The organism is Actinomadura formosensis (assembly GCF_050948385.1).
Lineage (GTDB): Bacteria > Actinomycetota > Actinomycetes > Streptosporangiales > Streptosporangiaceae > Spirillospora > Spirillospora formosensis.
This window is the reverse complement of the sequence record NZ_CP192011.1, coordinates 3,390,120-3,413,027: the sequence shown is the minus strand read 5'-3', so window position 1 is coordinate 3,413,027 and position 22,908 is coordinate 3,390,120. Positions and strand designations below refer to the sequence as shown.

At 73.2% G+C, this 22,908-nt stretch carries 23 protein-coding genes; 14 read left to right on the top strand and 9 right to left on the bottom strand.

Annotation, left to right across the window (positions count from 1 at the left end; translation table 11 throughout):
• Window positions 1-88: 88 nt before the first annotated feature.
• Genes ACQP1N_RS16035 through ACQP1N_RS16025 form a run of 3 tightly spaced genes read left to right on the top strand, consistent with a single transcriptional unit; the run spans window position 89 to window position 2,665 of the window.
• Window positions 89-877: an ABC transporter permease gene (locus tag ACQP1N_RS16035; RefSeq protein WP_067803764.1), complete on the top strand. Its 789-nt coding sequence runs from the start codon at window positions 89-91 to the stop codon at window positions 875-877.
• Complete coding sequence (locus tag ACQP1N_RS16030; protein WP_306303185.1) at window positions 870-1,673, top strand: ABC transporter permease; 804 nt, start codon at window positions 870-872, stop codon at window positions 1,671-1,673. The genes ACQP1N_RS16035 and ACQP1N_RS16030 overlap by 8 nt, the downstream gene beginning before the upstream one ends.
• A complete protein-coding gene (locus ACQP1N_RS16025) occupies window positions 1,673-2,665 on the top strand; it encodes an ABC transporter ATP-binding protein (RefSeq protein ID WP_067803770.1) in 993 nt (330 codons plus the stop codon). The genes ACQP1N_RS16030 and ACQP1N_RS16025 overlap by 1 nt, the downstream gene beginning before the upstream one ends.
• Here the strand turns inward: ACQP1N_RS16025 and ACQP1N_RS16020 are convergent.
• Together ACQP1N_RS16020 and ACQP1N_RS16015 are read right to left on the bottom strand one after the other, a co-directional pair.
• On the bottom strand, window positions 2,614-3,279 hold the full coding sequence (locus ACQP1N_RS16020) for a response regulator (RefSeq protein ID WP_067803773.1): 666 nt from the start codon (window positions 3,277-3,279) through the stop codon (window positions 2,614-2,616). The two genes, ACQP1N_RS16025 and ACQP1N_RS16020, sit on opposite strands and share 52 nt — an antisense overlap.
• The gene (locus tag ACQP1N_RS16015; RefSeq protein WP_131732661.1) at window positions 3,276-4,904 is read right to left on the bottom strand and encodes a sensor histidine kinase; all 1,629 of its coding nucleotides are present in this window, start codon (window positions 4,902-4,904) and stop codon (window positions 3,276-3,278) included. The genes ACQP1N_RS16020 and ACQP1N_RS16015 overlap by 4 nt, the downstream gene beginning before the upstream one ends.
• 216 nt (window positions 4,905-5,120) lie before the next feature.
• On the opposite strand from ACQP1N_RS16015, the gene ACQP1N_RS16010 reads away from it, so the two are divergent.
• The 3 genes from ACQP1N_RS16010 (at window position 5,121) to ACQP1N_RS16000 (ending at window position 7,972) form a co-directional block, all read left to right on the top strand.
• Window positions 5,121-5,912: an ABC transporter ATP-binding protein gene (locus ACQP1N_RS16010; RefSeq protein ID WP_207394057.1), complete on the top strand. Its 792-nt coding sequence runs from the start codon at window positions 5,121-5,123 to the stop codon at window positions 5,910-5,912.
• A complete protein-coding gene (locus ACQP1N_RS16005; protein ID WP_084263285.1) occupies window positions 5,902-6,822 on the top strand; it encodes an ABC transporter permease in 921 nt (306 codons plus the stop codon). Before ACQP1N_RS16010 ends, ACQP1N_RS16005 begins: the two co-directional genes overlap by 11 nt.
• Window positions 6,823-6,916: 94 nt before the next feature.
• Complete coding sequence (locus ACQP1N_RS16000) at window positions 6,917-7,972, top strand: ABC transporter substrate-binding protein (RefSeq protein ID WP_067803779.1); 1,056 nt, start codon at window positions 6,917-6,919, stop codon at window positions 7,970-7,972.
• A 115-nt stretch (window positions 7,973-8,087) separates the two neighbouring features.
• Here ACQP1N_RS16000 and ACQP1N_RS15995 read toward each other — a convergent pair whose 3' ends face one another.
• Window positions 8,088-8,540 carry a hypothetical protein gene (locus tag ACQP1N_RS15995; RefSeq protein ID WP_433232205.1) on the bottom strand — a complete coding sequence of 151 codons (453 nt, stop codon included), beginning with the start codon at window positions 8,538-8,540 and terminating at the stop codon, window positions 8,088-8,090.
• 293 nt (window positions 8,541-8,833) lie between these two features.
• Here ACQP1N_RS15995 and ACQP1N_RS15990 point away from each other — a divergent pair, with 293 nt between their 5' ends.
• The 6 genes from ACQP1N_RS15990 to ACQP1N_RS15965 all read left to right on the top strand — a co-directional run bounded on the left by ACQP1N_RS15990 (window position 8,834) and on the right by ACQP1N_RS15965 (window position 15,554).
• A complete protein-coding gene (locus tag ACQP1N_RS15990; RefSeq protein ID WP_433232202.1) occupies window positions 8,834-10,879 on the top strand; it encodes a DUF6077 domain-containing protein in 2,046 nt (681 codons plus the stop codon).
• A gap of 109 nt (window positions 10,880-10,988) precedes the next feature.
• On the top strand, window positions 10,989-11,630 hold the full coding sequence (locus ACQP1N_RS15985) for a hypothetical protein (protein ID WP_433232199.1): 642 nt from the start codon (window positions 10,989-10,991) through the stop codon (window positions 11,628-11,630).
• 5 nt (window positions 11,631-11,635) lie between these two features.
• Window positions 11,636-12,169: a hypothetical protein gene (locus tag ACQP1N_RS15980; RefSeq protein WP_433232197.1), complete on the top strand. Its 534-nt coding sequence runs from the start codon at window positions 11,636-11,638 to the stop codon at window positions 12,167-12,169.
• A gap of 149 nt (window positions 12,170-12,318) precedes the next feature.
• Window positions 12,319-13,728, top strand: a complete 1,410-nt coding sequence (locus ACQP1N_RS15975; RefSeq protein ID WP_433232195.1) for an aldehyde dehydrogenase family protein — start codon at window positions 12,319-12,321, stop codon at window positions 13,726-13,728.
• Between the two features lie 188 nt (window positions 13,729-13,916).
• The gene (locus ACQP1N_RS15970) at window positions 13,917-14,666 is read left to right on the top strand and encodes a hypothetical protein (RefSeq protein WP_067803128.1); all 750 of its coding nucleotides are present in this window, start codon (window positions 13,917-13,919) and stop codon (window positions 14,664-14,666) included.
• A gap of 36 nt (window positions 14,667-14,702) precedes the next feature.
• Entirely contained in the window at window positions 14,703-15,554 is an 852-nt protein-coding gene (locus ACQP1N_RS15965) for a helix-turn-helix domain-containing protein (protein ID WP_067803131.1), read from the top strand.
• Between the two features lie 17 nt (window positions 15,555-15,571).
• On the opposite strand, the gene ACQP1N_RS15960 is transcribed toward ACQP1N_RS15965, so the two are convergent.
• The 3 genes from ACQP1N_RS15960 to ACQP1N_RS15950 are packed head-to-tail and all read right to left on the bottom strand — an operon-like array spanning window position 15,572 to window position 17,929.
• The gene (locus ACQP1N_RS15960; RefSeq protein ID WP_067803134.1) at window positions 15,572-15,901 is read right to left on the bottom strand and encodes a DMT family transporter; all 330 of its coding nucleotides are present in this window, start codon (window positions 15,899-15,901) and stop codon (window positions 15,572-15,574) included.
• A complete protein-coding gene (locus ACQP1N_RS15955) occupies window positions 15,901-16,788 on the bottom strand; it encodes an LLM class flavin-dependent oxidoreductase (RefSeq protein ID WP_067803137.1) in 888 nt (295 codons plus the stop codon). Before ACQP1N_RS15955 ends, ACQP1N_RS15960 begins: the two co-directional genes overlap by 1 nt.
• A gap of 7 nt (window positions 16,789-16,795) precedes the next feature.
• Window positions 16,796-17,929: a helix-turn-helix domain-containing protein gene (locus ACQP1N_RS15950; protein WP_433232191.1), complete on the bottom strand. Its 1,134-nt coding sequence runs from the start codon at window positions 17,927-17,929 to the stop codon at window positions 16,796-16,798.
• A gap of 126 nt (window positions 17,930-18,055) precedes the next feature.
• Here ACQP1N_RS15950 and ACQP1N_RS15945 point away from each other — a divergent pair, with 126 nt between their 5' ends.
• Together ACQP1N_RS15945 and ACQP1N_RS15940 are read left to right on the top strand one after the other, a co-directional pair.
• Window positions 18,056-18,850 (top strand): class II aldolase/adducin family protein, encoded by a 795-nt coding sequence (locus ACQP1N_RS15945; RefSeq protein ID WP_067803144.1) that lies wholly within the window; start codon window positions 18,056-18,058, stop codon window positions 18,848-18,850.
• 70 nt (window positions 18,851-18,920) lie between these two features.
• Window positions 18,921-19,976, top strand: coding sequence for a Gfo/Idh/MocA family oxidoreductase (locus ACQP1N_RS15940; protein WP_433232187.1), 1,056 nt, complete (start codon window positions 18,921-18,923; stop codon window positions 19,974-19,976).
• A gap of 23 nt (window positions 19,977-19,999) precedes the next feature.
• On the opposite strand, the gene ACQP1N_RS15935 is transcribed toward ACQP1N_RS15940, so the two are convergent.
• From ACQP1N_RS15935 to ACQP1N_RS15925, 3 genes are all read right to left on the bottom strand, one after another.
• Window positions 20,000-21,022, bottom strand: coding sequence for a coiled-coil domain-containing protein (locus ACQP1N_RS15935; RefSeq protein WP_433232184.1), 1,023 nt, complete (start codon window positions 21,020-21,022; stop codon window positions 20,000-20,002).
• Between the two features lie 181 nt (window positions 21,023-21,203).
• The gene (locus ACQP1N_RS15930; protein WP_433232181.1) at window positions 21,204-21,644 is read right to left on the bottom strand and encodes an HNH endonuclease; all 441 of its coding nucleotides are present in this window, start codon (window positions 21,642-21,644) and stop codon (window positions 21,204-21,206) included.
• Between the two features lie 282 nt (window positions 21,645-21,926).
• A complete protein-coding gene (locus ACQP1N_RS15925) occupies window positions 21,927-22,898 on the bottom strand; it encodes a GNAT family N-acetyltransferase (protein WP_433232178.1) in 972 nt (323 codons plus the stop codon).
• Window positions 22,899-22,908 lie beyond the last annotated feature (10 nt).

The window sequence follows — 22,908 nt, the reverse complement described above, 5'->3', positions numbered from 1 at the left end:
GAACCGGGCTCCGGCGTGATCCGCCGGAGCCCGGTTCTGTGTCGGAATACGTGGTGAGATCCTTTCCGCCCGTCTAGGGTCCCGGCAAGTGGGGGTTCTTCCGTGGGTGTGGTGGTACGGCTTCCGGCGTCACACCGCGTATCCGCTCGGTTCCCTGACCGAGTCGCTGACCAACACGATGTTCGGTTTCATGCGCGCCTATGTGCTGCTGGCCCTGTGGGACGTCCGGCCGTCCCTCGGCGGGTACGAGGCGGTCGACGCCGTCACGTTCTGCTTCATCACCCAGGCGCTGATCGGGCCAGTGCAGATCTTCGGTGGGATGGACCTCACCGAGCGCATCCGCAACGGCGACGTGGCGATCGACCTGTACCGGCCGGTCGGGCTGCAGGGCTGGTGGCTGGCCGACGACCTCGGCCGCGCGGCCGGGTCCCTGGTGCTGCGCGCCGGCCCGCCGCTGCTGGCGGGCGCGCTGGTGTTCCCGTTCCGCCCGCCCGCGCCGGAGAACCTCGCCGCGTTCACGGTGGCGACGGTCCTCGCGGTGACGGTGAGCTTCGGGCTGCGGTACCTGGTGGCGCTGGGGATGTTCTGGCTGCACGACGACCGCGGCCTGCAGGCCGTCACGCTCGTGATGTCGCTGTTCTTCTCCGGGATGATCCTGCCGCTGGTCGTCTTCCCCGGACGGCTCGGCACCGTCGCGCACGCGCTGCCGTGGGCCGCGCAGATCCAGGTGCCCGCGGACGTGTTCCTCGGCCGCTACACCGGGGCGGGGCTGCTCGGCGCGCTCGCCTTCCAGGCGGCATGGGCCGCGGTCCTGCTCGCGGCCGGCGCACTGGTGACACGGGCGGCGCGGCGGAAGCTGGTGGTGCACGGTGGCTGACACGGTGCGCATGTACGGCCTGCTCGTCTGGGCGTGGATCCGCGCGGCGGCGCAGTACCCGGTGTCGATGGTGCTGCTGGCGCTCGCCACGGCGGTCGTCACCGGGCTGGACGTGGCCGCGATCGTGCTGCTGTTCTCGCAGGCTCCGCGCATCGCCGGATTCGCGGCACCGGAGGTCCTGTTCCTGTACGGGACGTCCGCGCTGGCGTTCGGCGTCTCCGACATCCTGCTCGGCACCACCGAGCGGCTCGGGTACCACGTGCGGCAGGGGACGCTGGACGCGATGCTGGTGCGGCCGGTGAGCCCGCTCGTCCAGATCGCGACGGAGGAGTTCTCGCCGCGCCGGTTCGGCAAGCTCGTCCCGGCGGTCCTCGTGCTGGCGTACGCGCTGGCGAACGCGGACGTGCCGTGGACGCCGGGCCGGGTCGCGATGGTCCCCGTCATGGTGCTGTCCGGGACGGCGATCTTCGGCGGGCTGTGGGTGCTGACCGGCGCGATGCAGTTCGTGCTGATCGACAGCCACGGGGCGAGCAAGTCGGTCACCTACGGCGGCGCGTTCCTCACCCAGTACCCGATGACCATGTTCGCCCGCGACTTCGTGCGGGGGGTGACGTTCGCCGTCCCGCTGGCGTTCGTCAACTGGCAGCCCGCGCTGTACGTCCTGGACCGTCCCGACCCGCTCGGGCTGCCGGCGGCGGCGCGGTTCGCCTCCCCGGCGGTCGCCGTGCTGGTGTGCGCGCTGGGTGCGGTCGCGTGGCGGGCGGGACTGCGGCACTACCGATCGACAGGGAGCTGATGCCGGTGCCGGTGATCGAGGCCGAGGACGTCGTCAAGACGTTCACCGTGCGGGCGCGCTCGGGCATGCTGCGCCGGGCGCGCACGCCCGTGCACGCGGTGGACGGGGTGTCGTTCACCGTGGCGCCCGGTGAGTTCGTCGGGTATCTCGGCCCGAACGGGGCCGGGAAGTCCACCACGATCAAGATGCTGACCGGCATCCTCACCGCGTCGTCCGGCACGCTGCGGGTCTGCGGGCTGGACCCGTCGCGGCGGCGCACCACGCTCGCGCGCCGCCTCGGCGTGGTGTTCGGCCAGCGGACGACGCTGTGGTGGGATCTGCCGCTGCGCGACAGCCTCGCCCTCGTCCGGCGGCTGTACCGGGTCGAGGCGGCGGCGCACCGGGCCCGGCTCGCCGAGCTGACCGCGCTGCTGGAGCTGGACCCGTTCCTCGACACGCCGGTCCGGCAGCTCAGCCTCGGGCAGCGGATGCGCGGCGACCTCGCCGCCGCGCTCCTGCACGACCCCGAACTGCTCGTCCTGGACGAGCCGACGATCGGCCTGGACGTGGTGAGCAAGGCGACCGTCCGCGACTTCCTGGCGCGTGTCAACGCCGAGCGCGGCACCACGATCCTGCTGACCACGCACGACCTCGGCGACATCGAGCGGCTCTGCCGCCGCGTCATGATCATCGACCATGGGCGGCTGGCCTACGACGGCGGGCTGGACGAGCTGCGCCGCACCGTGGACGCCGACCGGCTGCTGGTCGTCGAGCTGGCCCGGCCGGGCCCGCCGATCGCGCTGGACGGGATCGAGGCCGAGCGGGTGGAGGGGCCGCGGCAGTGGCTGCGGCTGCCGCGCTCGGCGAACGCCGCGGCGGTGGTCGCCGAGCTGACCCGCGTCCACGAGGTGCGCGACATCGCGCTGCGGGAGATGGGCATCGAGGAGGTGCTGGCCGGGCTCTACCGGGGCGACCACGCGTACTGGTGCTCGGGACGCCCGGTGGCGCCGTAGCGCAGCGTCACCACGACCCGCCCGGCCTCGGCGAGGGCGGCCAGGTAGCGCTGCGCGGTGGCGCGGGAGACGCCGATCTGGTCGGCGATCTCGGCGGCCGAGCGGGGCCCGTCCGCCCGCCGCAGCGCATCGCTGATCAGCCGCGTCGTCACCGGTGACTGTCCCTTGAGCGGGGGCGCCTGGCTGTGCAGCGGCGCGTACAGGGCCCGGAGCGCGTTGTCGAGCGCGGCCTGCGACACGTCGTTCTCTCCGGCCAGCGCCTCCCGGTACCGGGCGTAGGCGGTGAGCCGCGCGTTCAGCGCGGCGGCGGTGAACGGCTTGATCAGGTAGTGCAGGGCGCCGTGCCGCAGCGCCTCCCGGACGACGCCGGGGTCGGCCGCCGCCGTCGCCATGATGACGTCCGCGTCCAGGTCGGGCAGCAGGGCGAGACCCGAGCCGTCCGGCAGGTAGACGTCCAGCAGGACGAGGGTGGGCGACAGCTCGGCCGCCATCGACCGTGCCTGCGCGGCGGTGTGCGCGAGCCCGCTGACGGTGAATCCGCGCAGTGCCGCCACGAATTTCGCGTGGACCTGCGCCACCCGGAAGTCGTCGTCCACCACGAGAACGCCGATCATCGCACCGCCTCCGCACCGAGCACGCCGGTGAGCCGGGCGACCGCCACGGCCCCGCTCCCGCCGGGTCCTCCCGACCCGGCGTCCACGAACGTCACATCGCCGCCGCGGGCGCGGGCCGTGCGGCGGGCCAGCCCGAGGCCGAGCCCGCGCGACCGGCCGGCCGCGGTGTCGCGGGTGGAGACGCCGTCGTCGAACACGGCGTCGCGGAACCCCTCCGGCAGGCCGTCACCGGAGTCGGTGACGGTGACGTGCAGGTCGCTCCCGTCGCCGAGCAGCTCGATCTCGACACGGGCGGGCCGCCGGTGGCCGAGCCGGGCGGCCTCGACGGCGTTGTCGACGAGGTTGCCGACGACGGTCGTCACGTCGATGGGGTCGGTGACCCGGCCGGCCACGTAGCTGCCGGTGCCGATGTCGAGCCGGACGCCCTTCTCCGCGGCGACGGCGATCTTCGCCGTCAGGAACGCCCGCAGGTAGGGGTCCGACAGCGGATCGGGCAGGGTGTCGGGCGCCGGGGCGCGCCGGGCGGCGTCCTCCATCAGCGTCCCGATGTAGTCGGCGGCCTCCTCGCTGTGCCCGAGCTGGAGCAGCCCGGCCAGGGTGTGCAGCCGGTTGGCGTACTCGTGCCGCTGCGCACGCAGCGCGTCGAAGAGGGTGCTGACCGAGTCCAGCTCGCGGGCGAGGGTCTCCAGGTCGGTGCGGTCGCGCAGCGTGATGACGGCGCCGAGGTCGTGGCGGTGCCGGCGGACCTCCCGCCGGTTGACGACGAGGACCCGCTCCCCGGCCGTGACGAACAGGTTCGCGGCCTCGCGTTCCCCGGTGAGGACCTCCCGCAGCGCCCCCTCGGCGACGAGGTCGCCGGCGGGCACGCCGCGCTCGGGCGTGACGCCGAGCAACCGGGCCGCCTCGTCGTTGCAGAGCGCGATCCGCCCGGCGGGGTCGACGGCCACGACGCCCTCGCCGACGCCGTGCAGCACCGCCTCCCGCTCGTGGACCAGCTCGACCAGCTCGTACGGTTCGAGGCCGAGCGTCTGCCGTTTCAGCCGGCGGCCGATCGCGGCGGAGGCGACCACGCCGAGCAGGACCGAACCGGCGACGAACAGCGACATCTCGCGCAGGACGCGGCGGACTTCCCCGTCGATCGCGCGGGCGTCGAAGCCGACGCTGACCTCGCCCAGTATCCCGCCGTCCCGCCCGTACAGCGGGACCTTGCCGCGCGCGGACAGCCCGAGCGTGCCGCGCTCGACCCGGACGACCTCGCGGCCGGCCAGGGCGTCGGACGGGTCGGTGCTCACGTGCTCGCCCAGCCGGCTCGGGTTGGGGTGGGAGAGGCGGATGCCGCGGTTGTCGGTCACCACGACGAACAGCGCCCCGGTGCGGACCCGGGCCTGCTCGGCCTGGTCCTGGACGATGTGCTTGGGATCTCCGGCCGCGACCGCGTCGGCGATCTTCGGGTTGAGGGCGACGGCGCGGGCCACCGCGAGCGCCCGCTGGCCGTACTGGTCGCGCAGATGGCCGTCGAGCATCCAGGCGATCAGCCCGTATCCGAGGCAGGCCACCACGACGACCACGCCGACCTGCAGGATCAGGACCTGCCGGGCGAAGGAGATGCGGGAGCGGACTGCCATGATGTGTCACGGTAATCGATGCCGGCCCCGGTCGCCCAGCCGCCGGTGAGCAGAACGAGCAAAAGCCTGAATAACGTGCTCAACGTGGGGTTTTGCAGCTTGCGAGCACATCGCGGGCAAGGGTTCCGGTGATGCAGGCCACATCCGTACGGTTCCGCCGTGTCTCATCGAGAATTGCCGAAGAAACAGAGCACTGAGCGGCCACCCGGCTCACCCGTGATCGAGCTTTACGCTGCCACCAAGCGCTTCCGGTCTTCGGGCGGCGTACACACGGCCATCCGGGACGTCCATCTGAGCGTGGGCTCCGGCGAGTTCGTCGCCGTCGTCGGCCCCACCGGCTGTGGCAAGTCGACCACCCTGTCCCTGATCTCCGGCCTTGAGCCGGCGTCCGATGGCCGCGTCCTCGTCCACGGCCGGCCCGTGGAGGGCATCCCGGACGGCGTCGGCTACATGTTCCAGAACGACGCCGTCCTGCCGTGGCGGTCCGTCCTGGACAACGTCGCGGCCGGCCCCCGCTACCGCGGCACGTCCAAGCGCGAGGCACGCGACCGCGCCCGCGACTGGATCACGCGCGTCGGCCTCGCGGGCTTCGAGGGCTACTACCCGCACCAGCTGTCCGGCGGCATGCGCAAGCGCGTCGCGCTCGCGCAGACGCTCGTGAACGAGCCGTCCGTGCTGCTCATGGACGAGCCGTTCTCCGCGCTGGACGTCCAGACCCGCGGCCTCATGCAGGACGAGCTGCTGCGGCTGTGGTCGGGATCGGGGGCCGCCGTCGTGTTCGTCACCCACGACCTGGAGGAGGCGCTCGTCCTGGCCGACCGGGTCGTCGTGATGACCGCGGGCCCCGCCACCATCAAGAGCACGTTCACGGTGCCGCTCGACCGGCCGCGAAACGCCGAGGAGGTCCGGCTCACCCCCGAGTTCCTCGACATCTACCGCGAGGTGTGGGACTCGCTGCGCGAAGAGGTTCAGATCACCCGGGAAAGGGGGACTGGAAATGCCGCGTAACGCGAAGACGGCCAAGAGCGCCGCGACCATCGAGCGGACGGCGGACGCCGTGGCATCACCGCAGGCGTCCGGCGACCACGGTGAGGCGGCGGCCATCGCGCGGGCGCGCACCGCCGGGCTGCGCCGCGCCCTCGGCATCAACGCCGTCCGGATCGTGCTCATCGCGGTGTGGCTCGGCTCATGGGAACTGGCCGCCCGGCACTGGATCGACCCGTTCTACTACTCGATGCCGTCCAAGATCTGGGAACGGCTCGTCGGCTGGTTCACCGACGGCACCTCGCAGGGCTCGATCTGGGAGCAGATCTCCGTCACGCTGCAGGAGGCCGTGGCGGGCTTCGCGCTCGGCGCCGCCGGCGGCGTGGTCCTCGGCATCGTGCTCGGCCGCAGCCGGTTCCTGTCGGACGTGTGCGCGCCGTTCATCAAGGCCGTCAACGCGATCCCGCGCATCATCCTCGCCTCGCTGTTCATCATCTGGTTCGGCCTGGGCATGCAGTCCAAGATCGCAACGGCCTTCGTGCTGGTGTTCTTCGCGGTGTTCTTCAACGCCTTCCAGGGCGCCCGCGAGGTCGACCGGAACCTGGTGAACAACGCGCGGATCCTCGGCGCCGGCCGGATGCAGGTGCTGTGGACGATCGTGGTGCCGAGCGCCACGTCCTGGATCCTCGCCTCCCTGCACTCGGCATTCGGTTTCGCTATCATCGGCGCGATCGTCGGCGAGTACACCGGTGCCGACAAGGGCCTCGGCCTGCTCATCAACCACTCTCAGGGCGTCTTCGACGCGGCCGGGATCTACGCCGGGATGATCATCATCACCGTGCTGGCCCTGCTCGCCGAGTGGCTGCTCACGCTGCTGGAGGGCCGGCTGCTGCGCTGGCGCCCGTCCGTCGCCGGCACCGATATCCAGATCTGACCCCGCTCCATCGCTTGACTTCACCCCCCCGCTCGGCCCCGCCCCGCTCGACCCGACCCCGCACCACCCCCACCCCCCGACCAGGAGAACTCTCATGCGTACGACCCCCATCCGGGTGAGCGCCGCCGCGCTCGCCGCCCTCACCGCCCTGTCCTCCCTGTCGGCCTGCCGCGGCGGCGGCAGCGACTCCGGCGGGGAGGAGAAGTCCGGCGGCACCGTCAAGATCATGGTGGGCGGAATCGACAAGGTCATCTACCTGCCGGCCAAGCTGACCGAGCAGCTCGGCTACTTCAAGGAGCAGGGCCTGGACGTCCAGCTGCTCACCGAGCCCGCCGGCGCGCAGGCCGAGAACGTGCTGATCGCCGGGGACGTGCAGGGCGTCATCGGCTTCTACGACCACGCCATCCACCTGCAGACCAAGGGCAAGTGCGTGGAGAGCGTCGTGCAGATGGCCGACGTCCCCGGCGAGGCCGAGATGGTCTCCGCCTCGAAGGCGGCCACGCTGACGTCCCCGGCCAACTTCAAGGGCAAGAAGCTCGGCGTCACCAGCCCGGGCTCTTCCACCGACTTCCTCACCCGCGCGCTCGCCGTGCGGAACGGGGTCAAGACCTCCGAGTACACGACGGTCAAGGCGGGCGCCGGCCAGACGTTCATCTCCACGATGGACAACGGCGGCATCGACGCGGGCATGACGACCGACCCGACCATCGCCAAGCTGATCAGCACCAACAAGGCCAAGGTCCTGGTCGAGATGCGCACCGAGGAGGGCACCCGGAAGGCGCTCGGCGGGCTGTACCCGTCCACGTCCCTCTACATGGACTGCGCCTACGTGAAGTCGCACGGCGAGACCGTCCAGAAGCTCGCCAACGCGTTCGTGAAGACGCTCGGCTGGATCAAGCAGCACAAGCCCGCCGAGATCGCCGCGAAGATGCCGGCGGACTACGCGGGCGGCGACCCCAAGCTGTACGAGAAGGCGATCGGCGACTCGATCAGCATGTTCAACAGCGACGGCGCCATGAAGCAGGAGGGGGCGGAGAACGTGCTGAAGGTGCTGGCGCAGTTCTCGCCGGAGGTCGGTGAGAAGAAGGACGAGATCGACCTGTCGAAGACCTACACGACCGAGTTCGCGGTGAAGGCGAAGCAGTCCTGAGCGAACCCCGCTGAGACGCGGGCCGGGCCTTGCGCGGGGGCCCGGCCCGTCAGCGTTTCCGGGGGAACCCCTGGCGCGGGCGGTCCATCGTGGACTACGGGCGGTCCATCGCGGGCTAGAAGTCGAAGCCGGCGGCGTCCTCGTCGCGGCCGGAGCCCCAGCGGCGCGGCGCCCACGCCGGCATCAGCAGCGCGAACCCCATCATCGCGTACACCCCGGAGCCGAGCAGCATCCGCAGCCCGGAGTCCAGGTCACCGGCCGGCGGCACCTGGCCGGGCAGGTCGAGGGCGCGGCCGGGATCGGCCAGGAACCAGGCGGACAGGCCGAGCAGCGCGAACGCGGGCACGAGCGAGACCAGCGGCGAGGCCCACCGCGCGACGATGATCACGCCCATCACCAGGCCGACGGCGGCGAGCAGCGCGAACGCGCCGTAGATGCGGGTGCGGTCGGTGATCGCCTGCCCGGTGCCGTCGAAGGACTGGCCGGCCTGGACGTATCCCCAGGCGGAACCGTAGACCAGCGCGGGCGTCAGCAGGACGCCGAGAACGAAGCCGAACGCATGACGCACCGCGCACCACATCCATTCGAACGCGCCGCCACCGGGCGCGCATGATTCCGGTGGCCGATTCCGGTGGCGCCCCAATGACAGCACGCGAACCGGCTGCATCGCAGTGATTCCGCACCAATGACCGTCTTCGGCGCATCGGGCCGCGTCCGGGGGCGATGGTATGTGAACCTCGGAGAGGGGCGCGGCGTCGCACTTACACAAGATCGTTAAGGGACTTCGTGCCCGGCCGCTCCCGGTCCCCCCGCCGGCAGGCGTATCGGCCTTGGGCACGCGCATGCGCAAAAGGGGATCGGATGGTTCAGCTGCTGAACCGCGGCACCGTCGCGGGCGGCTCCGGGCAGGCGGGCGGGACCCGGGCGACACGGCTGGTGGACGGCGTCACCGACGGCGCCGTGCTGGGGTTCGCGGCCTGGACCCTGCTCTATCACCTCGGATTGCTCGTCCATCCGCCCACATGGTCCCTGCTGGTGCTGTGGCTGCTCTGCGGCTGCGCGCTCGGCGCACTGTATGCGTTCCGGCGCGGGTGGTGGGCCCGCCCGCTACGCCCGGACCGCCCGCGATCGGCGGCGAAGGCTCCCCCGCGCACCCTGGCGGTGGTGGCGGTGGTGGCGGGCGTCGCGGCCGGGACGTGCGCGGGCCTGCACGAATCCGGCGTCCCGTGGTGGTGCGCGTGGGCGCCGGGGCTCGTGAGCATCGCCGCGTCCGCCGCCTGGCTCCTCCGCCGGCCGGAGGCGCACGCCGGGACCCCGGACGGCGGCCCCGGCGCCCCCGCGCCCGCCGCCGGCCGGGACGAGACGCGCTGGGGAACGCCGCTGGCGCTGCTGACCGGCGCGGGATTCGCCGTCGCCTCGCTGTTCATCGTGAACCCCGACGGGGACGACGCCTACTTCGTGTCGCGCTCGGTGGCCACCGCGGCGACCGGCGAGATCCCGTTGAAGGACGTCATCTTCACCCCGGGGACGTCCGGCCCGATCGCGGGTGAGCCGCCGGTGTCCTCCATCGAGGTCCTCGCCGGGGCCGTCGCCCGGGTACTCGGAATCCCCGCGGCGTCCTTCGTGTGGTACCTGCTGCTGCCGCTGGTCACCTTCCTGGCGATCTGGGCGCTGTGGCGGCTGGTCCGGGCGTGGGCACCGCGCCGCGCCGCCCTCTGCTTCGCCGTCGGGGCCGCCTACCTGCTGTGGACGGGGGCGAGCGCGGCGTCGCTCGGGTCCTTCCATCTGCTGCGCATGTGGCAGGGCAAGGCCGTGCTGGCATCGGTGCTGGTGCCGCTGCTGTTCGTCTACCTGACCCGGTGGGCCGAGCGGCGGACCCGCGCGGACCTCGCGCTGCTCGCCGCCGCCGGGGTGGCCGCGGCCGGGCTCACCTCGTCCGCCGCGTTCGTGGTGCCGCTGGTGGCCGGCGCGGCGGCCGTCGCGCTGGCCGCCGCCGGGCGTGTCCGGGCCGCTGCCGGGACGTGCGCGGCGATGGCCTACCCGATCGCGTCCGGTCTCGTGGTCATGCTGCTCCACGAGGACACGAGCGTGGTCGGGACGGTCCACGACGCGCCTGGAAGCTGGCGGTGGGTGCTGCTCCAGGCGACGCTCGGCGTGATCGCCGGATGCGCGCTGTGGCTCGCGCCCTGGACGGCCCGCCGGGGCGTCCCCGCGCTGATCGTCACCGGCGTCGCGGCGACCCTGACCCTGCTGATCCTGCCCGGCGTGCTGACGGCGGCCGCGCACGCGTCGGGCGCGGGCCAGGTGCTCTGGCGGACGATGTGGCTGGTTCCGGCGCCGGCCCTGATCGGGCTGGCGGCGGCGATCCGGATTCCGCTGGGGGCACGGCGCGGTCCGGTGCCCGCCGCCCTGGCCGCCGTCCCGGCCGCGGCCCTGGTCACGGCGTTCGTGGCGGGCGGGGTCCCGGTGTGGTCGAAAGCGGCCGGGTCGACCGTCGCCTCCCGTCCGTCGTGGAAGGTGTCGGCGGTGGCCGTCGGGACGAGCCGGGACGTGCTGGACCTCGCCGGCCCGGGCTCGTTGGTGCTGATGCCGACCGGCTACATGCGGGCCGTGCCGCTGCTGACCACGCGGACGCAGGCGGTGAACCCCAACGGCCACTACCTGAAGTTGCTGCCCCTCCCGGCCCAGATGATCCGCGACCGGCAGGTGCTCTCCGAGGCCGTCCGCACGCCCCACGGCGAGAAGCCGGACGCGGGCGCGGTGAAGGCCGCCCTGCAGCGCACCGGGGTGGACGTGGCGTGCGCGTGGCGCCGCGACAGGCACGGGGTGGTCCTGCTCAAAGGCGCCGGATACGGCGGTGACCGCCGGGTCGGGCGGCTGCTTTGCCTCGTCCCTCCGAGCGGCTGACCTCCGCACCGGCGCCGGATCGACGGGTGCCCGTTTCATGGTGGTTCGTTTTGAACGCTTTTGACCGGGCATCGCCGTCTCACCGATCCGACGCACGTTGGAGGAAACCATGTCGACCGCGATATGGGTCGTCATCGCCGTCATCGTCATCGCCGTCATCGTCGCGGCCGTGTTCCTGGCCCGGTCCAGGGCCCGGACGCAGCGGCTCAGGCGGCGGTTCGGCCCCGAGTACGACCGGGCCGTGCAACAGGAGGGCGGACGCGCGGCCGCTGAACGGGAGCTGCGCTCCCGCGAGGAGCGCCACGAGGAGCTGAAGCTGCGGGACCTCGACCCGCGGCGGCGCGAGCAGTACCACGAGCAGTGGGTCCGCGTCCAGGAGCGTTTCGTCGACGCCCCGGAGGCGGCGGTCGAGCAGGCCGACGGCCTCGTCACGGTGGTGATGGGCGAGCGCGGCTACCCGACGCACGGGTTCGAGGACAAGGTCGCCCACCTGTCGGTGGAGCACGGCCGCACGATGGACCACTACCGGCGCGCCCACGCGATCAGCGGCAAGGCCGCGTCGAAGCAGGCGTCCACCGAGGACCTGCGGCAGGCCATGGTGCACTATCGCGCCCTGTTCGAGGAACTGCTGAGCGCGCCCGGCACGGAGCGGACCGGCCGGCACGCCGGCGAGCCCGCCGCCGCGCCCCGCGCCGGCGAGGCCCCCGCGGCGACGGCGGGACGCCGCGACGACCACACCCCGAGGAGCTGACCCCCATGGAACACAGGAGACTCGACGACCGGCCGCCGGGCGCGGCCGCCGGGCCGGTCACCGACGAGCGGGCCCGGCCCGCCGGGGCGGGTGTCCCCGGTGACACGTACGTCGCCGGACCCGCGCCCGGATCCCCCGCGGCGGACGCGCCGGACCCCGTCCCCGACACGGCCCCCGACCCGATGCCGACCGCGAACCCGATGCCGGCGGCGGACGAGGGGCGGGACGCGACCGGCGCCGGCTTCCCGTCCCGCACGTCCCCCGCCACCCCGGACACGCTGTTCGACCCGGCCGAGGCCGAGCGGTTCCGGGAACGCTGGCGCGAGGTGCAGTCCGCGTTCGTCGACGACCCGGGCGACTCGGTGCGCCGCGCGGACGAACTCGCCTCCGACGCCGTCGAGTCCCTCGGGCGCGCGATCACCGCGCGGCGGCGGACCCTGTCGGAGGAACTGCAGGACGGCGGGCACGGCGACACCGAGCGGCTCCGCCAGGCGCTGCGCGGTTACCGCGACCTCCTGGACCGCGTCTTCGCCTCCTGAGAGGACCGCATCCCCGCCTACTGGGCGCCCCCGCGAACCGCGGAGGCGCCCTTCGGTCCGTCCGGGCGGGGCCGGCAGGCTCTCGCCAGGAGGGCACGCAGCGGGAATACTGAATCTCGTTCGGTAACCCCCTGAGCGGAGGATCAACGGTGTCCGAGAACTTCTCCATGACCATCGGCGGTGCGGCCGTGGACGCGCCCGGCACCTTCGGCGTGATCGATCCGGCGACCGGTGAGGTGGCCGAGCAGGCGCCCGACGCCTCGCGGGAGCAGCTCGACGCGGCGATGGCGGCGGCGCAGGCCGCCTACCCGCGGTGGCGGGACGAGGAGTCCGTGCGCCGCAAAGCGCTGCTGGCGGCGGCCGAGATCATGTTCGCCCGGGCGGAGGAGATCGGCCGCATCCTGACGCTGGAGCAGGGCAAGCCGCTGGCCGACGCGACCATGGAGGTCGTCGGCGCCGGCGTCTGGCTGAAGTACTTCGCCGAGCTGGAGCTGCCCCGCGAGGTCATCCAGGACGACGCCAACGCGCTGGTCGAGGTCGTCCGCCGCCCGATGGGCGTCGTCGCCGCGATCACCCCGTGGAACTACCCGCTGCTGCTCGGCGTCTGGAAGATCGCCCCGGCACTGCTCGCGGGCAACACGGTCGTGCTCAAGCCGTCCCCGTACACCCCGCTGTCCAGCCTGAAGCTCGGCGAGGTGCTGCGGGACGTCCTGCCGCCCGGCGTGCTCAACGTGGTGACCGGCGGCGACGAGCTCGGCGCCTGGATGACCGCGCACGGCGTCCCGCGCAAGATCAGCTTTACCGGCAGCGTCGCGACCGGCAAGCGGGTCGCCGCGGCGGCGGCGCCCGACCTCAAGCGCGTCACGCTGGAACTGGGCGGCAACGACCCGGCGATCCTGCTGGACGACGCCGACCCGGCCGCGGTCGCGGGCAAGCTGTTCGGCGCCGCGTTCCAGAACAACGGCCAGGTCTGCTCGGCGATCAAGCGGGTGTACGTGCCGGAGGCGCTCTACGACGACGTCGTGGACGCCCTCGCCGAGCGGGCGAAGGCCGCCAAGGTCGGCAACGGCATGGACGAGGGCGTCCAGTACGGGCCGATCAACAACAGGCCGCAGTACGAGCGGGTGTCGGAACTGGTCGCCGACGCGATCGCGGGCGGTGCCCGCGCGGCGGCGGGCGGCAGGGCGATCGAGGGGCCCGGCTACTTCTTCGAGCCCACGATCCTCGCCGATGTCGCCGACGGCGCCCGGATCGTGGACGAGGAGCAGTTCGGCCCCGCGCTGCCGATCGTGAAGTACACCGACGTCGAGGACGCGCTCGCCCGCGCCAACGGCACCCACTTCGGGCTGTCCGGCTCGGTGTGGGGGACCGACGCCGACCGGGCCGCCGAGGTCGCCGGCCGGCTGGAGTGCGGCACCGCCTGGGTCAACACGCACCTGGCGCTCGCGCCGAACCAGCCGTTCGGCGGGTTCAAGTGGAGCGGCGTGGGCGTCGAGAACGGGCCGTGGGGCCTGTACGGGTTCACCGAACTCCAGGTGATCCACCGCTCGAAGCACTGAGCGCTCCCCCGCGCAGGGCCCGGCGGTCGCCGCCGGGCCCGTGCCGGCTCCGCTCCGTCCCGGATGAGCGGAAAGTCACGACTTCGAGTCCGGAAAGTGACATGACCACTACTGGTGGCCGGTCACGGGGGTGGGACACTTTCCGAGCGGGGCCGTGAAGGCCGGGCCGCGACCTGTGGAGGTGCCGCATGCACACCTGGGACGTCATGCGCCGGGACGATCTCGGCAACACCTTCCATGTGGCCGCCCATGACTCGCGCATCTCCGCGTCGGCACAGGTCATGGTGCTGGAAAGCGGCGTCCCGCACAAGCAGACGTACTGGGTGGAGGGGCCGCCCGGCCCGGCCGTCCGCACCAACCGCGACCTGTATCTGGTGTTCCTGCACCTCGGTCAGCAGGCCCGCGCGGCATCCTGGTCGCTGTCGGCGTTCCTGCGGGCCCTGTGGAAGGTGAGCGCTCCGCTGAGTGACCAGACGCGGCTGGAACCGGACGACGTGGCCGCGATGTTCACGGCGGCCTCCGCCGTCCCGCCCGCCGGTTTCGACCCGGCGTGGAGCACCAAGGACCTGTCCCTGCCGGGCGACGAGCCCGGCGGGTACGCCGACTGGGAGCGGGTCCTGCTCTCCCAGATCGCCGACCTGGAGGACTTCCTCGTCCATCCCCCGGGCCCGCAGGCGCGGTTCGGCGCGGACGCGCCCCGCCCGCCCGGCTCGGGCGCCCGCGCCACCCCCGCCCGCTGGTACAACTTCGACCCGGCGACGTACCTGGAGTGCGCGGTCGCCGGCAGCCTCGGCGGCTGGGACGCCGCCGACGGCGCCCGCGTGCCGCTGCCGGCCCCGCCCGGGGAGCCGCCGGCCCGCTCCTACGTCCGCACGATCACCACGATGACCTGGGGCGATCTGGCCCGCATCGCGGTGTGCGGCCAGGTATACGAATAATCCGGTTCCGTCGGTGCCGCGTGGTAGGACCGGGGCATGAGCGAAAGGCCGGTCGCGATCACCGACCGAGGCGGCTGGTGGCTGGCGCGAGGGCGCCCGCATCCCGCGCTGCGCCCGTTCCTGCGCTCCTACGACGGCTACTGGGAGACGGCCGCCCTCCCGGCCCGGATGCGGACGCTGCCCACCCGCACCACGGTCATGATCATCAATCTGGGGCCACCGCTGTACCTGGAGGTCCCCGACCCCGGCGTCCGCGACCGCGAGTACGGGTCGTTCGTGGCCGGGATGCACGACGGCCACGGCATGTACCTCAGCCCCGGCGGGCAGCGCGGCATCCAGCTCGATGTGACCCCCCTCGGCGCCTACACGCTGCTCGGCGTCCCGATGGCCCGGCTCACCAACGCCGCCGCCGACCTGCCCGACCTGCTCGGCCGGGAGGCGCGCACGCTGGTCGAGCGGCTCGCCGACGCCCCGTCCTGGGGCGCGCGGTTCGACCTCCTGGACGGCTTCCTGCTGCGCCGCCTCGACGCGGGTCCCGTCCCCGACCGGGAGGTCGCGCGGGCGTGGCGGCTGCTGAACGGCGACCCCGCCGTCACGGTCGCCGGCCTCGCCGCCGACGTCGGCTGGAGCCGCAAGCATCTGACGAACCGGTTCCGCGAGCAGGCGGGCCTGCCGCCCAAGGTCATGGCGCGGGTGCTGCGCTTCCAGCGGGCCGTCGAGCTGCTGTCCGGCGGCACCGGGTTCACCGAGGCCGCGCTCGCCTGCGGCTACTACGACCAGGCCCACCTCAACCGCGAGTTCCGGGCGCTCTCCGGCTGCACGCCGACCGAGCTGATCGGCGGGCAGCTGGAGCAGCAGCGCACCACGACCCTCGCCGAACCCCGCTGACCGGCGACCGCGCGGGGTCAGCCCTGGTGCACACCGCCGCCGAGGTTCATCACGATCACCCCGATCACGATGATCATCGCACCGGCGATCGTGATCGGCTTGACCGGCTCGTCGAACAGCAGGACGCCGCCGGCGAACGCGCCGACCGTCCCGAGCGCCGACCAGATCGCATAGACCGGGCCCACGTTCAGCGACGTCAGCGCCCGCGCCATGAACCCGAACGAGATCAGGTACCCGGCCACCACGATCAGGGACGGCCACAGCCGGGTGAACCCGTCGGAGGCGCGCATCGCCAGCGTCGCCGTCACCTCGAAGGCGATCGCGAGCCCGAGCAGCACGAACGGCATCAGCGGACCTCGCCGTACTCGGCGGCGATCGCCTCGAAGACCTTCATGTCGGCGTCGAACGGCGAGCCGGGACGCGGCCAGTGCAGCACGATCTCGGTGATGCCCAGCTCGGCGTAGCGCCCGGCGAGGTCGGCGAACGCGCCGGGCGACTCCAGCCACGGCTCCCCGGTGAACCCCGTCAGCAGGACGAGGTCGTCGAGGTCGCGGCCCTCCGCCTCGCACGCGGCCCTGAGGGCGGCGAGCCGGGACCGCACGACATCGTGCGGCCCGCGGCCCTCGGCATGGCCGGTGGTCACCCATCCGGTGCCGTGCCGGGCGGCGACCCGCATGCCGCGCGGCCCGTTCCCCGCGATGACGAACGGCACGCGGGGACGCTGGACGCAGCCGGGCTCCCCGACGACCTCCCGCGCGCTGTAGTAGGTCCCCTCGAAGGACGTCTCGGGCCCGGTCAGCAGGCGGTCGAGCAGTTCCGCCCATTCGGCGAAGCGGGCGGCGCGCTCGTCCGGCGTCCACTCCGGCCCGCCGAGGACGCCGGCGTCGGAGGCGCGGCGGGTGCCGCCCGACCCGATGCCGACCGACAGGCGCCCGCCGCTCACATGGTCGATCGTCTTGATCGCGTGCGCGGTGGGGACGGGATGGCGGAAGTTCGGCGAGGTCACCAGCGTGCCGATGCGGACGCGGGAGGTGACCGCGGCGGCCGCGGCCAGGGTCGTGTACGCGTCGTACCAGGGGGTCGTGCCCCGCCAGGCGATGTGGTCGTAGACCCAGGCGTGCCGGAACCCCAGTTCCTCGGCGCGCCGCCACAGTTCCCCCGCCTCCGGCCATGACCGCATGGGCCACAGCACGGTGCCGATCCTCGGTGCCGTCTCCCGCTTCTCCGTTCTCATCACCCCATCATGACGTGGTCCGCGCGAGCCAGTGGTGCAGGGCCCACCACCAGTTCGCGGTCCTGGACACCGCCGCGCCGGCCGCCGGATCGGGCAGCGGGCGTCCGGTCAGCTCCCGCAGCCGCCTGATCCGGTACTTGACGGTGTTGCCGTGGACGTGGAGCGCGGCGGCGGCCGGCTCGATCCGGCCGCCGTGGTCGAGGTAGGCCAGCGCGGTCTCCGCCAGCTCGACGTGGAACGGCTCGTCCGGGTCGAGCCCGGGCAGCAGCGCGGCGGCGAGGAGACCGCCCAGCTCCGGCTCGGCCGCGGTGACGGTGAGCAGCGCCAGGTCGGCCAGTTCCCGCATCCCGGTGAGCCCGGCACCGGCGCCGGCCAGCAGCGCCCGGCGCCCGAGCCGGTACATCGGCGCGACCTCGGCGGGACGGGCGGGCGGCGCGGCCACCAGCAGCGGGCCGGGCGGCGCCGGGTCGGGCAGCCGGGCGACGAGCGCGGTGAACCGGCCGTCCACCAGCCCGCACAGGCCCGGCCCGGCGGCGGTCAGCCCGGTCTCCAGCCGCGCCGCCGCCTCCGGGTCGCTGACGTCGGACACCACGCAGTGGTAGGCGCCCGCCGGGTCGAGCGGCGCGAGCACCGGGACGGGCTCGCCGTGCAGCAGCCGCCGGAGCATCTGGACGCGGGCCTCCCGCGCGGTGCGCGCCATCTCCAGTTCGGTGACCCGGTGCGCGTGCACCATCCGGTGGACGAGCGCGGCGGTGATCTCGTCGATGCGGGTCACGCCGTCCAGCAGCGCGGCGTCCGGGACGCCCAGCCGGCGGCCGGCGGCGACGAGCGTCCGGACCAGATGGGTGCGGCCCGCCTGGAAGCCGTCCAGGAACGCCGCGACCGGGACGCCCTGCCGCGCCCGGTCCGAGCCGAGCCGTTCCGCCGCCGCGAGGGCCTCCTCGCCGGGCTCGCCGTCCTCCAGCGCGGCGAGCACCCCGTCCACGAGGGCCCGGACGTGCCGGCGGGTCTCCTCCTCGGGCAGCGCCGCCACCAGCTCCGACCTTCCCCGCGCGGCGCGGACGGTCGCCTCCAGCAGCGCCGGGTCGCGGCCGTACTCGATCAGCAGCCGCAGGAACCGGTCGCCCGTACCGATCTCCATCCCGGCATTCTGGCGTCTCGTTGTCCCGTCCGGACAACCGGGTGCGGAACGGTTGGGCGGTCCCGGTCTAGCCGGCTCTCTCGGCGATGGTGTTCGGTGGGGGCAGCCGAGCCGAGGAGTGCGCCGATGTCCGACGAGGACGAGTTCCTGGAGAAGCTGCCGACCGACCTGATCTTCCGGCTGCCCCCCTCCTTCGACGACGTGGCGGACGAGCGCCGGCACCGCAAGGAGCGCCTGGCCGCCGCGCTGCGCATCTTCGGCAAGTTCGGTTTCGAGGAGGGCGTGGCGGGTCACATCACCGCCCGCGACCCCGAGCGCACGGACCACTTCTGGGTGAACCCGTTCGGCCTGTCGTTCAAGCACATCAGGGTCAGCGACCTGATCCTGGTGAACCACGAGGGCAAGGTCGTGGAGGGCCGGTACCCGGTCAACGAGGCGGCGTTCGCGATCCACTCCCAGGTGCACCAGGCGCGCCCGGACGTGGTCGCCGCCGCGCACAGCCACTCGACCTATGGGCGGGCGCTCTCCGCGCTCGGCCGGCGGCTGGAGCCGATCACGCAGGACGTGTGCGCGTTCTACCAGGACCACGGCCTGTTCGACGACTACACCGGCGTCGTCACCGACCTGGAGGAGGGCAAGCGCATCGCCGCCGCCCTCGGCGGCCACAAGGCCGTCATCCTGCGCAACCACGGGCTGCTCACCGTCGGCGACACCGTGGACGCCGCCGCCTGGTGGTTCATCACGATGGAGCGGTCGTGCCAGGTGCAGCTTCTCGCCCAGGCCGCCGGGCAGGTCGTGCCGATCGAGCATGACAACGCCGTCCTGACGCACGAGCAGATCGGCAACGACCTGGTCGGCTGGATCAACTACCAGCCCCTCTACGACCAGATCACCCGGGAGCAGCCCGACCTGTTCGAGTAGGGCCCCGCCGGGCGGCTCATCCGGCACCCCGCGTCCCGGCCGGGACCCCGCCATCGGTCATGATCGGGGGATGGACCTGCGTGTTGCGCTGATCGGATACGGCACCGGCGGCTCGGTGTTCCACGCCCCGCTGATCACGTCCGTTCCGGGGCTGCGGCTGGCCGCGGTCGTCACCCGCACCCCGCAGCGGCGGCGGGCGGTCCGGGAGCGGTACCCGGACGTGGAGGTCGTGGACGGCGCGGACCGGCTGTGGGGGGCGCCGGGCGGCTTCGACCTCGTCGTCGTCGCCGCGCCCAACCGGCAGCACGTCCCGCTGGCCCGGACGGCGCTGACCGCGGGCGTCCCCGTCGTCGTGGACAAACCGGTCGCGGCCTCCGTGGCGGACGCCCGCTCGCTGGCCGCGCTGAGCGCCGTCCGCGGGCTGCCGGTGTTCCCGTACCACAACCGCCGCTGGGACGGCGACTACCGGACGGCGTCGCGCCTGGTCGCCTCCGGCGCGCTGGGCGACGTCCAGCGCTTCGAGTCCCGCTTCGAACGCTGGCGGCCCGCCGTCGAGAACGGCTGGAAGGAGAGCACCGATCCCCGCGACGCGGGCGGCATCCTGTTCGACCTCGGCACCCACCTCATCGACCAGGCGGTCGCCCTGTTCGGCCGTCCCGCCCGCGTCTACGCCGAGGTCGACACCCGCCGGCGGGGCGCCGCCTCCCCCGATGACGTGTTCGTGGCCCTCACCCACCCCGGCGGCACCCGCTCGCACCTGTGGATGAGCGCGACCGCCGCCCACCTCGGCCCGCGCCTGCGGATCCTCGGCAGCCGCGCGTCCTACACGGTCTCCGGCATGGACCCGCAGGAGGAGCAGCTGCGCGCGGGCCTCACCCCGAAGGACCCCGGCTACGGCATCGCCCCGCCGGAGTCCCACGGCGTCCTCGGCACCCCGGGCGGCACGGCGCCCGAACCGACCGCCCCGGGCGCCTACCAGGACTTCTACGCGGGCGTCGTCCGCACCCTCCGCGACGGCGCACCGCCGCCCACGACCCTCGCCGAGGCGATCACCGGCCTGGAGGTCATCGAGGCCGCCGCCCGCTCCGCCCGCGAACGCACCGTGGTGGAACTCGGCGACGGGTGAGGCGGGCCACCGGTCAGAGCCGGTCAGAGCACGGACACGTGGACGTGGTCGAAGTGGTTCTGGGTGACGCTGCCGCGGTCCTCCATCTGGCGCCAGCCGCCGCTGCCGCGCATGTCGTAGATGCGCTGCTTCCAGATGACGTACTTGATGCCGAGCCGGGACGCGTTGTCGATCACGTACTGGGCGACGCGGTCGCCGTGCGCCTGGGCCGAGGCGCTCGGCATCCGGCCGCCGGTGCTCTCCATGAAGTCGCAGGCGCGGCCGGAGCCGTGGTCCTGCGGGTCACCGGGCCGGGCGCAGCCGATGGTCGGGAACGGGCCGAACTTGCCGTCGACCTCCAGCAGGACCGTGCGCATCCGGGCGGTCATCGAGTTGCCCACGATCGGGGACTTGGCGCCGGTGGCGCCGTCGGGCCGGCCCCCGCCCGCGGGCGCGGGCGCCTTGGTCACCTCGGGCTTGTACTTGGCGAGCAGCTTCTTGACGCGGGCGCGCTGGCCCTCCAGGTCCTCGATCTCCTTCTTGACCTCGGCCAGCTTCTTGTTCGCCGTCTCGTGCGATCGCGCCGCCCGGTCGGTGAGAACCCGGAGGTTCTTGATGCGGCGGCCGTTGTTCTGGCTGAGGTGCTCGATGACGGCGGCGTCGCGGACGGCGGCGCCGGGCTCGGCCGAGGAGATGATCGGGACCATGTCGAGCCGGCCGGTCATGTAGGTCGTGGACGCCATCCGGGCGACACCGATGCGGGCGGCGTCGTACTCGCGGTCGGCCTTCGCGGCGTCCGCGCCCGCGCGTTCGGCGGCCTTCTTCGCCTCTTCGAGGGAGACCAGCTCGCCCCGGTACTCCTTGGACAGCTTCTCCGAGCGCGCCTTCAGCTTGGCGTACTCCTTCTTGAGATCCTTCGGCTCCTGCGGGAGACCGGCGGCGCTCCCCGACACCGGGGGCAGCGCCGCCGACACGCCCACCGCGAGGATGAGCGCGGTGAGGCGTCTCGCCGCGGTGCGCCCGCGTGACGTACGGGACGTCCTGCCGTTGGGATCGAGGGCCGCCACAGATTTCTCCTAGATAACAAAGCTCAAGATTGGCGGCACGCTACCACAATCGCCCATTTCACCTCAGACGCTTAGGGGAACACATAGAGTCACTCCCAGGCTACCAAGGGCGGTGCGCCACATACGGCTCAGGGGGCGGGTCGCCGTACGGCGATCCGCCCCCCCCCCCCGTGGCGCCCCGTCACGGGCTCACGAGTTCCTCCCAGCGCGGGACGCGCGGCTCCCACAGCAGCCGCAGCCCGGCCTCGGAGACCGTCCGGTCCCCCTTGCGGTTGTTGCACCTCCCGCACGCCAGGACGGTGTTCTCCCAGGTGTTCCCACCGCCGCGCGACTGCGGGTGGACGTGGTCGATCGTGTTCCCGCGCTTCCCGCAGTAGCAGCAGCGACCGCGGTCGCGCAGGTACACGCCGCGCTTGCTCCACGGCGGGCGCCTGCCGTGCCGCCAGCGCATCGCGACGTACCGGACGAGCCGCAGGACCCGCGGCACGGGGAAGCGGCCGAAGGTCCGGCCCTCCTCCGCCTCCTCGACGACCGCCACCTCGCGCACCAGCATGCGGATGGCGTGCCGCAGGTCCACCTTTTGTAAGGGCTCGTACGACGCGTTCAGGACGAGCACGTTCACCGGGTCACCTCCTTGCCCGTGTGCCGCTCCCCGCCGGGGTTCGAACCCGGACGCCCGCATCGAGACGTTCGTCCTCCGGCATCCTCCGGAACCCGCACCGGGCGGGCCCCTGTGCGCCATCCCGGCCGAAGAATGTTTCGACGCGGCGTTCTCCCGTTGAACTCAGGGGAAATACTTCGGCAATTATCCGGCCTCCGGGTATTTCCCGGAAGAGCCTCCATAAGAGTGCCTATGCGCGGGTGGCGGCGGCAACGCATTTTCCCGTCCGCTCCCCCGCGCGGGTCAGGGGAGGGCGGGGGTGGGTGCCTGGTATTCCAGGGATTCGCGTTCGAGGCGGAAGCCCAGCTCCTCGTTGACGGCGATCATGTGGGGGTTATCGCCGGAGTTGTCCGTTTCTATCTCGCGGACGCCGGGGCGTTCCCCGGCCAGCCACGCGAGCATCGCGGCCTTCACCCAGATGCCGAGCCGCCTGCCGCGGTGCTCCGGGACGACCGCCGTGTCGTACTGCGCGGCCCGGCCGGCGCAGCCGTGCGGGACGACGATCTCGGTGAACCCCGCGATGACGTCGCCGTGCAGCGCGGCGACGGTGTAGAGGTCATCGCCGCGCCCGGCGACGGTCGCGGCCATCTCCCTGACCCGCCGGGCGTCCCAGGACGCCCCGTCGTACTCGGCGAAGTCGACCATGGCGTGCTTGGCGCGGGCCAGCGCGGCCGCGTGCTCGTCCGGCACCGTGCCCTCCCAGCGGACGAGGCGGTAGCCGGCGGGCCCCTCGGCCAGCAGCCGGGAGATGCGCTCCGGCGGGACGTCGTCCAGCCGCAGCAGCATGCCGCGCAGGGTCAGCACGCACTCGAAGCCCTGCGACTCCAGGAACGGCACGGCCGGGGTTCCGGCGAGGACCTGCGCGATCACGCTGGGGCGCCCGTCTGCGCGCAGCCCCTCGGCGGCCGCGGTGAGCAGCCGGCGGCCCAGCCCGCGCCGCCGGTGCGACGGGCGGACCTGGACGTCGATCTCACCGGGACGGTCCGTGCCGGGTTCGCCGGGGAGCCGGAGCGCGGCCACCGCGGCGAACCGGCCGCCGTCCGGCACGGCCCACAGCCGCTGCCGCGTGCCGGATCCGGCACCGAGCAGCCGCGCGGTCCGGTCCGGGCCGGGCAAGGGGTGCGCGGCCGGATCGGCGGCGTGGACGGCCGCGAGCACGTCGTGCCACTCGCGGATCTGCGCGTCCGTCGGAGAATCGAGCGCGATGACGTCCATCCGCCTTTTG

Excerpts from the sequence above, each read along its gene's own strand:
- ACQP1N_RS16025 (WP_067803770.1), top strand. The coding sequence starts at position 1,673 with ATGCCGGTGCCGGTGATCGAGGCCGAGGACGTCGTCAAGACGTTCACC.
- ACQP1N_RS16020 (WP_067803773.1), bottom strand. The coding sequence starts at position 3,279 with ATGATCGGCGTTCTCGTGGTGGACGACGACTTCCGGGTGGCGCAGGTC.
- ACQP1N_RS16015 (WP_131732661.1), bottom strand. The coding sequence starts at position 4,904 with ATGGCAGTCCGCTCCCGCATCTCCTTCGCCCGGCAGGTCCTGATCCTG.
- ACQP1N_RS16005 (WP_084263285.1), top strand. The coding sequence starts at position 5,902 with ATGCCGCGTAACGCGAAGACGGCCAAGAGCGCCGCGACCATCGAGCGG.
- ACQP1N_RS16000 (WP_067803779.1), top strand. The coding sequence starts at position 6,917 with ATGCGTACGACCCCCATCCGGGTGAGCGCCGCCGCGCTCGCCGCCCTC.
- ACQP1N_RS15990 (WP_433232202.1), top strand. The coding sequence starts at position 8,834 with ATGGTTCAGCTGCTGAACCGCGGCACCGTCGCGGGCGGCTCCGGGCAG.
- ACQP1N_RS15985 (WP_433232199.1), top strand. The coding sequence starts at position 10,989 with ATGTCGACCGCGATATGGGTCGTCATCGCCGTCATCGTCATCGCCGTC.
- ACQP1N_RS15980 (WP_433232197.1), top strand. The coding sequence starts at position 11,636 with ATGGAACACAGGAGACTCGACGACCGGCCGCCGGGCGCGGCCGCCGGG.
- ACQP1N_RS15970 (WP_067803128.1), top strand. The coding sequence starts at position 13,917 with ATGCACACCTGGGACGTCATGCGCCGGGACGATCTCGGCAACACCTTC.
- ACQP1N_RS15965 (WP_067803131.1), top strand. The coding sequence starts at position 14,703 with ATGAGCGAAAGGCCGGTCGCGATCACCGACCGAGGCGGCTGGTGGCTG.
- ACQP1N_RS15960 (WP_067803134.1), bottom strand. The coding sequence starts at position 15,901 with ATGCCGTTCGTGCTGCTCGGGCTCGCGATCGCCTTCGAGGTGACGGCG.
- ACQP1N_RS15955 (WP_067803137.1), bottom strand. The coding sequence starts at position 16,788 with ATGAGAACGGAGAAGCGGGAGACGGCACCGAGGATCGGCACCGTGCTG.
- ACQP1N_RS15950 (WP_433232191.1), bottom strand. The coding sequence starts at position 17,929 with ATGGAGATCGGTACGGGCGACCGGTTCCTGCGGCTGCTGATCGAGTAC.
- ACQP1N_RS15945 (WP_067803144.1), top strand. The coding sequence starts at position 18,056 with ATGTCCGACGAGGACGAGTTCCTGGAGAAGCTGCCGACCGACCTGATC.
- ACQP1N_RS15940 (WP_433232187.1), top strand. The coding sequence starts at position 18,921 with ATGGACCTGCGTGTTGCGCTGATCGGATACGGCACCGGCGGCTCGGTG.
- ACQP1N_RS15925 (WP_433232178.1), bottom strand. The coding sequence starts at position 22,898 with ATGGACGTCATCGCGCTCGATTCTCCGACGGACGCGCAGATCCGCGAG.